The sequence below is a fragment of the Nonomuraea sp. NPDC054003 genome (assembly GCF_055585125.1).
On sequence record NZ_JBVJKR010000004.1, the window covers coordinates 507,476 to 520,379 of the forward strand.

A 12,904-nucleotide genomic window follows, 5' to 3' on the forward strand; every position below is an offset into this window, starting at 1 on the left:
CCCGGGTGAGAGACATCCGGGCGCTGCCCAAGGCCCATCTGCACGTCCACCTCGAAAGCACCGTACGGCCCGAGACCATCCGAGAGCTGGGCGGTACGCCCCCCGGAGACACGCCGTTCCGGAGCTTCCGCGAGTTCGCCGACCGGCGGGCGCGGGTGCGCGAGCTGCTGCGCACCCCCGGCGACTTCCGGCGGATCGCGGTGGAGTTCTGCGCCGACGAGGCCGCCCAGGGTGTGCGCTACGCCGAGGTGACCTTCACCGCGGCCTCCCACGGCGAGCGGGTGGGCGCGCCGGAGATGCCGCTGGAGGCGGTGCTCGACGGGCTGGCCGAGGGGCGGCGGTACGGGATCGAGTGCCGCCTGCTCCTCGACCACTCCCGCCGCCGCCCGGTCGAGCGCATGTGGCGGACGTTGAAGCTCGCGCAGCGGTACGAGGATGTGGTGGGCATCGGGCTGGCCGGCGACGAGAGCTACCCGCTGGCCCCGTTCGCCGGGGTGTGCGACGCGGCCAGGGACGCGGGGCTGCGCCTGGTGCACCACGCGGGCGAGTTCGGCGGGCCCGGCAGCATCCGGGAGGCGCTCACCCTCGGCCACGCCGGGCGGATCGGGCACGGCATCCGCGTGCTGGAGGATCCGGAGCTGGTGCGGGAGGTGCGCGGGCGGGGGATCGCGCTGGAGGTGTGCCCGACGTCGAACGTGCTGCTCGGGCTGGTGCCGTCGCTGGCGGCGCATCCGCTGCCGCTGCTGCGCGAGGCGGGGCTGGTGGTGACGCTCAACACCGACGGGGAGACGTCACTGGCGGACGAGTACGCCCGCGTGCGCGACACGTTCCGGTGGCCGGACGCCGAGCTGGCGGCGCTGGCCAGGGCGGGTGTCGTGGCGTCGTTCGCCGGGCCGGAGCTGAAGGCGGAGATGCTGGAGGGCATCGACGCGTGGCTGGGCGGTGGTGCCTGATCGGTGGGGGATGCGGGGGGATCTGCGGGGGACCGGCTTGTAAGCGGTCGCGCGGGCGGCGGACTCCGCCGAGGTGCTGCCATCCCTGCCGCAGGCTCTCGTGGCCGGCGGGCTGCACCGGTCCTTCCCCCTGATCATCACCGGGCTGGTGGACGGCCTCCCAAAGGGCCGGAGGCCGGAAGACGGCTCCCCATGCCCTCCGCGACGTCGCCCCCCACTTGTGTGAGATGGGCGCGCGGTTTGGGTCCGGTTCGAACGAGTGCGACCCGTGACGCTGCAGTTCCGCGGTGGATCGGCATCCACGCAGGTGGATCGTCGACCGGCAACCGGATAGGCGGGCCGGCAAGCCGGATCCGACCAGACAGATCGGTGGTCCGCATTCGGCCGGTTGGATCGGGAACCCGCATTCGGACAGGCGGTTCGGCGATCCGCGTGCGGTCAGGTGAATCGCGGGGCGGAAACCGGGCGGGCGGACGGCCGGCCGGAATCCGGGCAGGCGGGTTAAGGTGCGGTGGGGCCGGCGGCATCCGGGCGCGGCCGTGCCTGACCGCCGCCCGGCAACGGCCGGGACCGGCCGGCGTCCGGGGACGACAGGAACCGACCGGCGCGCGCATCGCCGCGCGGCGGGACGGGTCTGAGACGGCGACTCGCCATACATGGTGCAACTCCTCGCACGAGTCTTCTCCTCAGACCTACCGCCTGGCCAGTGGGCGCAAGCCCAAATTCTCACCAAGTCTCGGCCTAGGCGTGAGCTCCCACGCCGACGGGGCCCACCGTCAGCCGCGGCGTCCCCTCCAGGATGCCGCCGATCCGCGCCACCTGCTCGTCCAGCTCACGCAGCGCGGCGGCGGACAGCTCGGCCAGCGGTTCCACGGTGACGTCGATCCGCTTGCCCGAGCGCCGCTGGTGCCACACCCCGGCGACCTGCCCGTCCACGAGCAGCACCGGATAGTTGCCCGCCTGCCCGCCCGCCAGCGCCCGCCGCGCGGCGGCGCCCTCGTACAGCAGCTCGCGCGGCCGGCCCGCGACCACGTACGCGTCGAAGTACGGCAGCAGCCGGACCCCGCGCGGCGGCTCGTCCGGCACCCCGGTGTCGCCCGCGAGCACCCACGCCGGCCGGCCGTCCAGCCGCACTTCCTCCAGCTCGACCAGCTCGAACGCCGCCACGGCCCACCGCTTCGGCCCGCCCGCCCACTGGGCGAAGTGCTCGGGCGTGGCCGGCCCGTACGCGGTCAGGTAGGCCCTGACCAGCTCGGCCCGCCCGTCCACCGGCCGGAGCTCGCCCGGCGGCGCGGTGTAGGTCACCTTCCGGCCCCTGACCGGCCCGAACACGAACGCGCCGCGGTGGGCCGCCAGCGCCATCGCCTGCCGCCAGCGCGGCCACATGGTCTGGAACGCCGGCATCACCAGGTCGCCCGCCCACGGCCCGGCCACCTCGATCACCGCCTCGCTCAGCTCGTCGATCGTCAGCGTCCGCCCCGCCACCACCTCCCGGATGGCGGCCACCACCCGCTCGGTCTGCTCCGCCGTCATCCGCACCCCTTCGGAGAACGCGTTCGTCCCGGCCGGGATGGAGGACATCGCCCCCACCCACAGGGGCAGGTCCCGCGTGGGCAGCAAGTGAACGGTGCCGCGCGGCCCGTGCGTCTTGACCAGGCTGCGCGCGCCCCACAGCGCCTCGCGCACGTCGGCCCGCGTGGCGTCATCCATGCGCAGCGCCACCGACACCTCGGCCGCCGACATCACCTGGGCGTGCGCCCCGCACATCGCCGCCACCACCCCGGCCGGCCGGCCGCCGCCCGCCGCCGTTCCGTCCAGCCCCGCCCGGGCCAGCCGCCGCGCGCTCACCTGACTCCACGTCATCTCGATCACGCCTTCACCGTACGAGACGACGCGGAAAGCTCCGTTCCGCGTTGGTCGGCGATCAGCCGCGCGGTACGGTCGGGCATGCGGACGTTACTGACGTGCCTCATCACCGCCCTGCTGCTGACCACGGCCTGCGGAGACGCCGCCCCCGCCGACCCGCGGCTGCGCGCGGAGCTGCTGGAGATGCTGCGGCTGGACCAGGAGGTCAGGACCCCCGACGCCGATCAGGCCGACTGGGACCGGATCGAACGCGCCAACACCGAGCGCATGCGCCAGATCCTGGACGAACACGGCTGGCCCGGCTACGAGCTGGTGGGCGAGGACGGCGAGGACGCCGCCTGGGCGCTCGTCCAGCACGCCGACCGCGCCCTCGACCTGCAGCGCCGGGCTCTGGCCCTGCTGCACGAGGCGGTCGCGAAGGGCGACGCCTCCCCGGGCAACCTCGCCTACCTGGAGGACCGGGTGCGCGTCGCCGAGGGCAAGCCGCAGCGCTACGGCACCCAGTGGGAGCCGACCCAGGACGGCCAGTGGCGGCCGCGCACCCCCATCGAGGACGAGGCCGGGGTGGAGGAGCGCCGCGCCGAGGCCGGGCTGCAGCCGCTCGCCGAGTACCTGGAAGAGCTCAAGTCCTTGGAGTAGGGCGCCGCGTTAGGGTGTCAGCGTGCATGAGGAACGCCGATGAAGTACCTACTGCTGATCTACGGCAACCCCGCGTCCCAGGAGGCGATCGCCCGCGCGCGGAACCAGGTCATGGCCGAGGTCGACACGCTGATGAAGGAGCTGGCCGCGACCGGTGAGCTGGTCGGCGGCCAGGCCCTGGCCGGGCCCGCCGAGTCGAAGACGGTCGTGGTGCGCGACGGCGTGCCCGCGGTCACCGACGGGCCGTTCCTGGAGAGCAAGGAGTTCCTGGCCGGCTACCTCATCGTCGAGTGCGACAGCGTCGAGCGGGCCACCGACATCGCCGCCCGCTGGCCGGACGCCCGCCTGTGCGCGATGGAGGTGCGGCCGATCATCAACGAGGTCACCGCGTGAGCACGGCTGTGGCCGACGACCTGCTGCGCGAGCTCGTCCCCCAGGTTCTCGGCGTGCTCGTGCGCCGCCACGGGCAGTTCGACGCCTGCGAGGACGCCGTCCAGGAGGCGCTGATCGACGCGGCCGTGCAGTGGCCGGCGCAGGGCCTGCCGGACAACCCGCGCGCCTGGCTGCTCACCGTGGCCACCCGCCGGCTGACCGACCAGGTGCGCAGCGAGTCCGCCCGCCGCCGCAGGGAGGAGAACGCCGCCGCCCGCACGCCCGCCGACGAACTGGTCGCCCCGGCTCCCGGCGAGGAGCGGGCGCCCGGCGGCGACGACACGCTCACCCTGCTCTTCCTGTGCTGCCACCCGGCGCTGTCACAGCCCTCCCAGCTCGCGCTCACCCTGCGCGCCGTCGGCGGCCTGACCACCGCCGAGATCGCCGCCGCCTTCCTGGTGCCCGAGGCGACCATGGCGCAGCGCATCAGCCGGGCCAAACAGCGCATCCGGGCCGCCGGCGTGCCGTTCGCGCCGCCGCCCGAACCGGAGCGCGCGGGGCGGCTGCGCGTGGTCCTGCACGTGCTCTACCTGATCTTCAACGAGGGCTACGCCGCCACCTCGGGCCCCGACCTGCACCGGCCCGAGCTGACCGCCGAGGCGATCCGGCTGGCCAGGGAGCTGCACCGGCTGCTGCCCGGCGACGGCGAGGTCACGGGCCTGCTGGCGCTCATGCTGCTGACCGAGGCGCGCCGCCCGGCCCGCACCGACGAGGCGGGCCGGCTCGTCCCCCTCGACGAGCAGGACCGCGCCCTGTGGGACCGCCGGCTCGTCGCCGAGGGCGTCGCGCTCGTCACCGGCGCGCTGGCCGGCGCGCCCCTCGGCCCCTACCAGGTGCAGGCCGCGATCGCGGCCGTGCACGACGAGGCGCCCGCTGCGGCCGACACCGACTGGCGGCAGATCCTGGCTCTGTACGGGGTGCTCGCGGAGCTGGACGACAATCCCGTCGTCGCGCTCAACCAGGCGGTCGCCGCGGCGATGGTGCACGGCCCGCGGACCGGGCTGGCGCGGCTCGACGAGCTGGCCCGTGACGGGCGGCTGGCGGGCCATCACCGGCTCCACTCCGTCCGCGCCCACCTGCTCGAACGCGCGGGTGAGCCGGAGGCGGCCGCGGACGCCTACCGTGAGGCCGCCCGCCGCACCACCAGCCTGCCCGAGCGCCGCTATCTGGAGGACAGGGCGGCCGCGGTGTGCTGACCCAGTAGTTGACAATTATTTTTTTCGGTGCGATGTTGGGCCCATGTACGAAGTGACGGTGATCGAGGATCCCGCGGCGGCCGAGGCGTCGCTCGATCCCATGCGCTCCAGGCTGCTGGCCGAGCTGGTCGAGCCGGGCTCGGCGACCTCGCTCGCCGCCAAGGTCGGCCTGGCCAGGCAGAAGGTCAACTACCATCTGCGCACGCTGGAGAAGCACGGCCTGGTCGAGCTGGTCGAGGAACGCAAGAAGGGCAACGTGACCGAGCGGGTGATGCAGGCCAAGGCCGCGTCCTTCGTGATCTCCCCGGTGGCGCTGGCCGCCGTGCAGCCCGACCCCGAGCGCGCCCCCGACCGGCTGTCGGCCCGCTGGCTGCTGGCCGTGGCCGCCAAGCTGGTGCGCGACGTGGGCACGCTGATCACCGGCGCCGCCACGGCGGGCAAGCGGGTGGCCACGTTCGCCATCGACGGAGAGGTCCGCTTCGCCTCGGCCGCCGACCGGGCGGCGTTCGCCGAGGAGCTGGCCGACGCCGTCACCCATCTGGTGAGCAAGTATCACGACGAGCAGGCCGCGGGCGGTCGCGAGCACCGGCTCGTCGTCGCCGTGCACCCCGCGGTGAAGGAGGAGCGCTGAGGTGGGACGCGAGTTCGAGCTGCCCCAGGAGGCCGTCGTCGAGGCGACCCCGGAGGAGGTGTGGGCGGCCATCTCGACCGGGCCCGGCATCGACTCGTGGTACCTGGGCCGCAGCCAGGTGGCCGGCGGGGTGGTGCGCACCGCCTTCGGCGGCGGCGAGATGGAGCCGTCCAGGGTGACCGCGGCGGAGGAGCCGCGCCACTTCGCCCACACCAGCGACATCGCCGCGGACGGGCGCTTCGTCGCCTACGAGTTCCTCGTCGAGGGCCGCGGCCAGGGCAGCACCATGGTGCGCATGGTCACCAGCGGCTTCCTGCCCGGCGACGACTGGGCCGACGAGTTCGAGGCCATGTCCGGTGGCCTGTCCCTGTTCTTCGCCACGCTCGTCGAGTATCTGACGCACTTCCCCGGCCGCCACGCGACCCCGGTCGTGGAGTTCGGCCCGCCGGTGACCGACTGGCCGCGCGCCTGGGAGATCCTGTACGCGGAACTCGGGCACGCCACGCCGGGCGACAAGGTCAGACTGGACGCGGCCGGGGTGGAGGGCGTCGTCTACCACCGCGGCGACCAGACGCTGGGCATCCGCGCACCCGACGCGCTCTACCGGTTCATGCAGGGCTTCCACGGCCCGATGATCGCCTCCCACCACGTGTTCGGCGACGCCTCGGGCCAGGGCCCGGCCTGGCGGGCCTGGCTGGAACGGCTCTACGGCTGAGCCTTGCGGGCCCGTACCGCCAGCACCAGCGGGACGGGCCCGCCGCTCTCCTCGAACCGCTCCGGCGTCAGCCCCGCCGCCAGGGAGTCGTTGAGCAGGCCGGACAGCGGCCAGTGGCTGGCGCCCACCTTGGCGCGCACGCCCTTGTCGGTCCACGACTCCTTGGTCCAGTGGCTGTCGCGGTATCCGGGCCGGATCACCAGCGCTCCCGGGTCGCTGCGGTCGGCGAACCCGCCGCAGAAGCACGGATGCACCCCCACGTGCACGAACAGCCCGCCGGGACGCAGCACCCTGGCCGCCTCGCGCAGCACCTGGGGGTAGCGGGGCATGTCGGTGTGCACCATCACCGCGATCACGGCGGGCAGGCGGCCGTCCGCGAACGGCAGCCGCGCGGCGTCCGCCCGCAGCGTCGGCAGGCGGCCCCGGGCGTGGCGGAGCATCCGCTCCGACAGGTCCACCCCGAACGGCGCCCACCCCAGTTCGCGCACCACCCGGGCGTGCACGCCGGTGCCGCACCCGATCTCCAGGCACGGGCCCGCGCCCTCGCCCAGCAGCCCGCGCAGCACCCCCTCGATGCCCAGCGGGTCACCGGCGCCGAGGAACTCCTCTGCGTACCAGTCGGCGATCTCGTCGTAAGCGGCCTTCATCACCTCAGCGGATCACGCCGCCCGCTACCCGGCCAGGCTTTCCGCCGACGGCTCAGGACTCACGGCGCGCCGAAGATCGCGTCGCGGGCCGTCGTCAGGGCCGTCACCACCGCCCCCTTGACCACCGGGTCGCCCTCGACCTCCGTCACCCGAACCTCGGTCGGCACGGGCGCCACCGCCGCGAGCCCGTCCGCGACCCGGGAGGCCAGCTCCGCGCCGCCCTCGCGCCCGGTGTCGCCGGCCAGCACGACCAGGCCGGGGTCCAGCACCGCGACCCCGGGGAACGCCGCCAGCACCACCCGGCGGGCCAGCTCGCCGAGGTCCAGCCGGGAGACCTCCTGCCTGGTGAGCAGATCGCAGATCGACCCGGCCGAGGAGTCGAGGAAGCCGATCTCGCCCGCGCCGCCCGACGCCCCCTGCCGCGGCCTGCCGCCGAGCACGACGGCCGCGCCGATCCCCTCGTCGAGCCAGAGCATGACGAAGTCGTCCCGCCCGGCCGCCGCCCCCTCGCGGTGCTCGGCCAGCGCGGCCAGGTTGACCTCGTTCTCCAGCACGACCGGCGCGGCCAGCCGTGCGCGCAGGTCGCCCAGCAGGCCGGGCCGCCAGCCGGGGAGCATGCTCGCCTCCAGCATGTCGCCGGTCCGCGGGTCCACCACGCCGGGCACGCCGACGGCCACCGCGTCGACGGCCCGGCCGGCCGCCGCCTCGGTGACCGCCGCGGCGACCTGCTCGGCCAGGTCGCCGCCCGCCTCGCGGGTGCGGGTGCCGACGGTCGTGCCCGCCAGGTCGGTGACGACCGCGTGGATGGCGTCGCGGCGCACGCCGACGCCCGCCACGTGCGCGCGTCCGGCGACGATCCGGTAGAGCTTGGCGTTCGGGCCGCGCCGGTCGCCGCCGGTCATGCCGTGCGCCTCGACCAGCCCGTCGGCCTGGAGCCGCTCGATGAGGTCCGACACGGTGGGCCGCGACAGCCCGGTCAGCGTCTTGAGCTGCGGCGCCGTCAGCGGGCCCTGCTCCAGCAGGAGGTCCAGGGCCAGCCGGTCGTTGATCGCGCGAGCGGTGCTCGGGGTCGCCGTACGCATCTTTCCTCTTTTCATCAGGAACCCTGCCTGATAATTTACTACCCATGAGACATCCCCATCATCGCGCCATCGCCGCGGCCTTCGCCTTGCACGGAGCGGTCACGGGCAGCCTGGTCACCCGCACGCCGTGGATCCAGGACAACCTCGGCCTGGAGCCCGCCATGCTCGGGCTGGCCCTGCTCTGCCCGCCGGTCGGGGCGTTCCTGACGATGCCCACGACCGGCCGGTTAGCCCACCACTTCGGCGCGCGGACCGTGTTGCGGGTGTTGCTCCCGCTCAACTGCGCGGCGCTGGTGCTGCCCGCTTTCGCGCCCGGGTTCGGCTGGCTGTGCCTGGTGATGTTCCTGCTCGGCGCCACCGCCGGCGCCGTCGACGTGGTCATGAACGCGCAGGGCGTCGAGGTGGAGCGGCGGGTCGGCCGTTCGGTGATGGCGGGCCTGCACGGCATGTGGAGCGTCGGCAACTTCGCCGGGGCCGGCGTCGGCGTGGCGGCCGCGCACGCCGGGCTCGACGCCCGCGCCCACCACGTCATGGTGGCCGCACTGCTGATGGCCGCCACCGTACCGGCGCTCCGGGGGGTTCCCGGCGGGCGGCCCGCCTCGGGCGGGCACACGCCGCCGCACTTCGCCCTCCCGTCGAAGGCCGTGTTCGTCATCGGCCTGGTCGGGGTGTGCGCCGCGGTGGTCGAGCTGTCCAGCATGCAGTGGGCCGCCGTCTACACCATCGCGGTCACCGGTTCGAGCGAGGCCGTGGGCGCCGTCGCGTACGCGGTCTTCGCCGGTTTCATGGTGCTCGCCCGGTTCCGCGCGGACGCGGTCATCGGCAGGTTCGGCCCGGTCCGTACCGTGCGGTGGGCCGCCGTGCTGGCCACACTCGGCACAGTGGTGATCGCGGCCGGACGCGTCCCGGCCGTCACCGTCACGGGGTTCGCGCTGTTCGGGGTGGGCATGGCGGTCGTCATCCCGCTCGTGTTCGCCGCCGCGGGCAACGCGGGCAAGGACACGGCCACCGGCGTGGCCGGGGCCGCCACGATGACGTACCTGGCCGGGCTGGCCGCGCCGGGGGCGACCGGCTGGCTGGCGGGCGCCGCGTCCTTCCCCGCCGTGTTCTGGGTGTTCGCCGCGCTCACCGCCGTGATGGGCCTGCTGGCCGGCGCGTTGCGGCCGGCGGCGGCGTCGCGGCCCGTGCCGGTGCCGGCCGGGAAGCGGTGAGCTATGGGCGGCGTGACCTGGCGGTCTCCAGGCCGTCGAGGACCAGCGCGAGCCCCGTCTCGAACGCCTGGCTCGACTTGCGCTCCAGATAGGCGACGGGCTCCTCGCCCGGCCGCGGCGGCCCGGCCTCGACCCGCGACAGCACCGGATAGCGGCCGGCGAAGCCGGGTGCGACCTCCGCCAGGATCGCGCCCCTGGCCCGCCACCACTCCTCGTCGGACACGCCCGTCTCGGCCCCGGCCCGCCGGGTCTCGGCCACGGTGGCGGCCGACCCGCGGACGAAGTCGGTGAGCAGCGACACGGCGCCGCGCAGCACCTCCGGCGGCAGGCCCGTCTCGTGCAGGATCCCCGCCAGCGACTCCAGCAGCGTGAACTCGTTCGGCCCGAGCACCGGCCGGGCCTGCGAGAGCCGCAACGCCCACGGGTGGCGCAGGTAGAAGGCACGCACCTCGCGGGCCCACGCCGACACCGCCGCCCGCCAGCCGTCCGACAGGTCGTAGGCCGCGGGCAACGCGGCCAGCGCCCGGTCGTACATGAGGTCGACGAGTTCGCCCTTGCCCGGTACGTACGTGTAGAGCGCCATGCCGCTGCGGCCCAGCCGCTCGCCGACCCGCCGCATGGACACCGCGGCCATGCCCTCGGCGTCGGCGATGGCGATGGCGGCGTCGACGATCTCGTCGACGCTCAGGCCGGGCTTGGGGCCGGGACGGGCCTCCTGGGCGGGCCCGGCCCGCCACAGCAGCGCCATCGACCGGCGTGGATCACCTTGCCCGGCGTAGACGACCAACGTGCGGCTCCTCGGGGATCTCTCTACGCGTCGAGGATATCCGCGACAAGCGCCGGCGCCGGCACGGAAGATCCGTGCCGGCGCCGGTCGTCATTATCAGGAGCCCGTATCAGTCCTCGCCGAATGGCTCGAAGCCGTGGTCGTGGTGGAAGCCCCAGAACCGCTTGCACACCTCGACGTCACGCGTGCCGAGCGCGACGTCGTCGCCGTGCGTCTTGATCCAGGCGCCGTCGTACTCCGCGTCGAACGTGCACGGCGGGTACGAGACGGTGGCAGCGGCCGGAACGGCCATGGCGGTAGCGAAGGCGGCCGAAGCGAACAGCAGGCCACCCGCGGCGATGAGCGAAGTTTTCATGATCTCCCCTTGATCACGAAGTGGTATCGATCCGTCACTATACGTAGCCAAGTTGGCTTCGGAGGAAACGCCACGCCAGACATGAGAACTCATTACAGGCCGGGCAGATCCCCGCTCGGCGCCCTGAAGCACGCCACGCCGCCGATTCACGGCGAGTGACGGCACCGGACCCCAGGACGTCGTCTTCGGGATCCGTTCAGGTCGCCGGAGTCAGGTGGCCGGCGACCAGCGTGACGAAGTCGTCGGGGGTGATGACGGTGATGCCGAGGGACTCCGCCTTGGCCCGCTTGGAGCCCGCCTTCTCGCCCGCCACCAGCAGGCTGGTCCTGGCCGAGACGCTCGACGACGACTTGCCGCCCGCCCGTTCGATCAGCTCGTTCATCTGGTTGCGCGTCAGGGCTGCCAGCTCGCCCGTCATGGCGCCCGTGACCACCACGGTCTTGCCCGTGAGGGGAAGCTCGGCAGTCTCGCCGGCCGGGGCCGGCCCGGCGGGGTCCGGAGCCTGGCCCGGCTCGGTCATGTTGACCCCCGCGGCGGCCAGCTTGGCGATCAGCGGGCGCAGCTCGGCCAGCTCGGCGACCAGGAGCGTGGCCTTCTCCGGCCCCATGCCCTCCACCTGCTGCACGGCCTCGGCGTCGGCGGCCAGGATCGCGTCCATCGTGCGGAAGTGGCGGGCGATGCGGCGTGACATCGACCGGCCCGTGCCGCGCACGCCCAGCGCGCAGAACACCCTGCTCAGCGGCCTGGCACGGGCCTGGTCGAGGGCGGCCAGCAGCTTGTCGGCGCTGGTCTCGCCCATCCGGTCGAGCCCGAGTATCTGGTCGCGGGTCAGCGTGAACAGGTCGGCGAAGTCGATGATCAGGCCCGCGTCGAGCAGCTGGACGATGCGGTTCTCCGCGAGCGTCTCGATGTCGAGCTGGTCGCGCCCCGCCGCGTAGAGGATGGACGCCAGTGCGCGGCAGGCGCGGCCCCGCACGCAGCGCCAGCGCTCCTGCGACCGGTCGATCTCGCCCGCGCAGTTGGGGCACGACTCGGGGAAGACGATCTCCGTCTCCTCTCCCGTGCGCAGGTGGACCACCGGCGCCTCGATCCGGGGGATGACGTCGCCCGCCTTGTGGACCATGACGTGGTCGCCCAGCCTGAGGCCGCGGCGGGCGATGTCGGCGGGGTTGTGGAGGGTGGCGTAGGTGACGGTGCTGCCGTCGAGCTCGACCGGCTCCAGCACGCCCCGGGGCGCGATGACGCCGGTGCGGCCGACGCCCCACTCGACCCCGACCAGCTTGGTGATCTTCTCGGTGGCGGGCAGCTTGTAGGCGGTCGCCCAGCGCGGCGCACGCGTACCGAAACCCGCCGCCGCCTGGTCGGCGGCGCTGTCGGCCTTGATCACGATGCCGTCGATGCCGAACGGCAGCGTCGCCCGCGCCGCCGCCACCTCGCCGATGCGCTCCTGGATGCGCTCCACCGTCGTCGCCACGATGCCTGCCACCGGGGTCGCCGCCGTCGTGGCCACGCCCAGCTCGGCCACCAGCTCCATGATCTCGCTGTGCGGCAGCTCGCGCAGGCTCGCCGCCAGCTCGGAGTCGTCATCGGGCGGCAGCGGCAGCGCGCTGTAGCCGAAGAACGTCAGCTCGCACACATAGGGCCGGTCCTTGGCGCGCAGCGTGCCGGCGGCGGCGCTGCGCGGGTTGGCGAAGGTCGTGCCGTCGTGCGCCTGCCGCTTGGCGCACGCGGCATCGAACTGCTCGGCCGTCATCAGCACCTCGCCGCGGATCTCCACGGTGACCGGCCTCGACAGCCGCCGCGGCAGCCCGGTGACGGCGCCGATGTTGTGGGAGACGTCCTCACCGGCCGCGCCGTCGCCGCGGGTGACGAGCTGCACGAGCCCGCCCCGGTGGTAGCGCGCCGACACGGCCAGGCCGTCGAGCTTGGGCTCCACGCTGAAGGCCGCCACCGGGCGGCCCAGCCGCCGCTCCAGCCCGGCCACCCACTTGGCGAGCTGCTCGGCGGAGAACACGTTGTCGAGGCTGAGCATCGGCACCGTGTGGGGCACGTCGCCGGTCACCGCGCCGCCGGCCACCTTGCCGGTGGGGGAGTGGGGGAGCACCTCGCCGGGGTGGGCGGCCTCGTAGGCCTGGATGCCGCGGAACAACCGGTCGTAGTCGTCGTCGTCGAGCTCCGACTCGCCGGTGCCGTAATAAGCGGCGTTGGCGTCGAGAGCCCGCCGCACGGCCTCGGCGTAGGCGGCCCGGTCGGCCAGGACGGTGTGGGGCGCGGTGTCGGTCATGAGCTTCATCCTCTCAACCGGCACTGACATTTTCGTGTCTCCGACCAGCGGCTCAGCGGACGCGGCGGCCCCTCCCGCCGGAGCCGGCGAGAGGGGCCGCGTCGCC

The 12,904-nt window shown here is 74.1% G+C and carries 13 protein-coding genes; 7 read left to right on the plus strand and 6 right to left on the minus strand.

Translation table 11 applies throughout. The features are described from left to right. Window positions 1-5: 5 nt before the first annotated feature. On the plus strand, window positions 6-953 hold the full coding sequence (add, locus tag ACZ6YG_RS12960) for an adenosine deaminase (RefSeq protein ID WP_148031911.1): 948 nt from the start codon (window positions 6-8) through the stop codon (window positions 951-953). Window positions 954-1,694: 741 nt separating this feature from the next. Here the strand turns inward: add and ACZ6YG_RS12965 are convergent. Further along, window positions 1,695-2,816 (minus strand): winged helix DNA-binding domain-containing protein, encoded by a 1,122-nt coding sequence (locus ACZ6YG_RS12965; protein ID WP_148034627.1) that lies wholly within the window; start codon window positions 2,814-2,816, stop codon window positions 1,695-1,697. A gap of 84 nt (window positions 2,817-2,900) precedes the next feature. Between ACZ6YG_RS12965 and ACZ6YG_RS12970 the strand changes: the two genes are divergently transcribed. The 5 genes from ACZ6YG_RS12970 to ACZ6YG_RS12990 are packed head-to-tail and all read left to right on the plus strand — an operon-like array spanning window position 2,901 to window position 6,432. Beyond that, window positions 2,901-3,458: a DUF6624 domain-containing protein gene (locus ACZ6YG_RS12970; protein ID WP_222708964.1), complete on the plus strand. Its 558-nt coding sequence runs from the start codon at window positions 2,901-2,903 to the stop codon at window positions 3,456-3,458. A gap of 39 nt (window positions 3,459-3,497) precedes the next feature. Then, window positions 3,498-3,851, plus strand: a complete 354-nt coding sequence (locus ACZ6YG_RS12975; RefSeq protein ID WP_466018074.1) for a YciI family protein — start codon at window positions 3,498-3,500, stop codon at window positions 3,849-3,851. Next, window positions 3,848-5,086: an RNA polymerase sigma factor gene (locus ACZ6YG_RS12980; protein ID WP_261808582.1), complete on the plus strand. Its 1,239-nt coding sequence runs from the start codon at window positions 3,848-3,850 to the stop codon at window positions 5,084-5,086. The genes ACZ6YG_RS12975 and ACZ6YG_RS12980 overlap by 4 nt, the downstream gene beginning before the upstream one ends. Before the next feature lie 43 nt (window positions 5,087-5,129). Then, window positions 5,130-5,717, plus strand: coding sequence for an ArsR/SmtB family transcription factor (locus ACZ6YG_RS12985; protein WP_187281186.1), 588 nt, complete (start codon window positions 5,130-5,132; stop codon window positions 5,715-5,717). A gap of 1 nt (window position 5,718) precedes the next feature. Continuing rightward, complete coding sequence (locus ACZ6YG_RS12990; RefSeq protein ID WP_148031909.1) at window positions 5,719-6,432, plus strand: SRPBCC family protein; 714 nt, start codon at window positions 5,719-5,721, stop codon at window positions 6,430-6,432. On the opposite strand, the gene ACZ6YG_RS12995 is transcribed toward ACZ6YG_RS12990, so the two are convergent. Both ACZ6YG_RS12995 and ACZ6YG_RS13000 read right to left on the minus strand, forming a co-directional pair. Continuing rightward, window positions 6,423-7,079 carry a class I SAM-dependent methyltransferase gene (locus ACZ6YG_RS12995; protein WP_466018075.1) on the minus strand — a complete coding sequence of 219 codons (657 nt, stop codon included), beginning with the start codon at window positions 7,077-7,079 and terminating at the stop codon, window positions 6,423-6,425. The two genes, ACZ6YG_RS12990 and ACZ6YG_RS12995, sit on opposite strands and share 10 nt — an antisense overlap. A gap of 59 nt (window positions 7,080-7,138) precedes the next feature. Continuing rightward, a complete protein-coding gene (locus ACZ6YG_RS13000; protein ID WP_466018076.1) occupies window positions 7,139-8,161 on the minus strand; it encodes an ROK family transcriptional regulator in 1,023 nt (340 codons plus the stop codon). A 44-nt stretch (window positions 8,162-8,205) separates the two neighbouring features. Here ACZ6YG_RS13000 and ACZ6YG_RS13005 point away from each other — a divergent pair, with 44 nt between their 5' ends. Then, the gene (locus ACZ6YG_RS13005) at window positions 8,206-9,372 is read left to right on the plus strand and encodes an MFS transporter (protein ID WP_148031906.1); all 1,167 of its coding nucleotides are present in this window, start codon (window positions 8,206-8,208) and stop codon (window positions 9,370-9,372) included. 1 nt (window position 9,373) lies between these two features. Here the strand turns inward: ACZ6YG_RS13005 and ACZ6YG_RS13010 are convergent, their stop codons facing one another. The 3 genes from ACZ6YG_RS13010 to ligA form a co-directional block, all read right to left on the minus strand. Next, window positions 9,374-10,159 (minus strand): TetR/AcrR family transcriptional regulator, encoded by a 786-nt coding sequence (locus ACZ6YG_RS13010; RefSeq protein ID WP_148031905.1) that lies wholly within the window; start codon window positions 10,157-10,159, stop codon window positions 9,374-9,376. A gap of 109 nt (window positions 10,160-10,268) precedes the next feature. After that, a complete protein-coding gene (locus tag ACZ6YG_RS13015; RefSeq protein ID WP_148031904.1) occupies window positions 10,269-10,514 on the minus strand; it encodes a hypothetical protein in 246 nt (81 codons plus the stop codon). Window positions 10,515-10,710: 196 nt separating this feature from the next. Then, a complete protein-coding gene (gene ligA / locus ACZ6YG_RS13020) occupies window positions 10,711-12,798 on the minus strand; it encodes an NAD-dependent DNA ligase LigA (protein ID WP_148031903.1) in 2,088 nt (695 codons plus the stop codon). Window positions 12,799-12,904 lie beyond the last annotated feature (106 nt).

Excerpts from the sequence above, each read along its gene's own strand:
- ACZ6YG_RS13000 (WP_466018076.1), bottom strand. The coding sequence starts at position 8,161 with ATGCGTACGGCGACCCCGAGCACCGCTCGCGCGATCAACGACCGGCTG.
- ACZ6YG_RS13015 (WP_148031904.1), bottom strand. The coding sequence starts at position 10,514 with ATGAAAACTTCGCTCATCGCCGCGGGTGGCCTGCTGTTCGCTTCGGCC.
- ACZ6YG_RS13005 (WP_148031906.1), top strand. The coding sequence starts at position 8,206 with ATGAGACATCCCCATCATCGCGCCATCGCCGCGGCCTTCGCCTTGCAC.
- ligA (WP_148031903.1), bottom strand. The coding sequence starts at position 12,798 with ATGACCGACACCGCGCCCCACACCGTCCTGGCCGACCGGGCCGCCTAC.
- ACZ6YG_RS12970 (WP_222708964.1), top strand. The coding sequence starts at position 2,901 with ATGCGGACGTTACTGACGTGCCTCATCACCGCCCTGCTGCTGACCACG.
- ACZ6YG_RS12975 (WP_466018074.1), top strand. The coding sequence starts at position 3,498 with ATGAAGTACCTACTGCTGATCTACGGCAACCCCGCGTCCCAGGAGGCG.
- ACZ6YG_RS12965 (WP_148034627.1), bottom strand. The coding sequence starts at position 2,816 with ATGACGTGGAGTCAGGTGAGCGCGCGGCGGCTGGCCCGGGCGGGGCTG.
- ACZ6YG_RS12985 (WP_187281186.1), top strand. The coding sequence starts at position 5,130 with ATGTACGAAGTGACGGTGATCGAGGATCCCGCGGCGGCCGAGGCGTCG.
- ACZ6YG_RS12995 (WP_466018075.1), bottom strand. The coding sequence starts at position 7,079 with ATGAAGGCCGCTTACGACGAGATCGCCGACTGGTACGCAGAGGAGTTC.